Below are 214 nucleotides of genomic sequence, written 5' to 3'. Positions count from 1 at the left end.
CAGGAATATTATTTCGCGCATGACCGCTGCCGTGGCTGGCGGGCGGCGATGGATGAATGCGGCCTTGCGACCGACCTCTGCGCCGAAGGCGCGCCGTTGGAACAGGGCGGCTATCTCGCGGCGCTGGAACTTTTGCGCCAACCATCGCGTCCGACCGCACTCGTCTGTGCCACCGACGAAATGGCGATCGGGGCGCTGAGGGCGCTGCGCGAGG

The 214-nt window shown here is 66.8% G+C and carries 1 protein-coding gene; it reads left to right on the top strand.

What is annotated here, in order from left to right; genetic code table 11:
• Positions 1-214, top strand: a 214-nt coding sequence (locus tag AF337_RS18805) for a substrate-binding domain-containing protein (protein ID WP_160320331.1), incomplete at both ends; no start/stop codon positions are given.

Source organism: Rhizobium ecuadorense, from assembly GCF_001187535.1.
Classification (GTDB): domain Bacteria; phylum Pseudomonadota; class Alphaproteobacteria; order Rhizobiales; family Rhizobiaceae; genus Rhizobium; species Rhizobium ecuadorense.
Note: the sequence above shows the minus strand (reverse complement) of the source record. Positions and strands in the feature narration are given on the sequence as shown.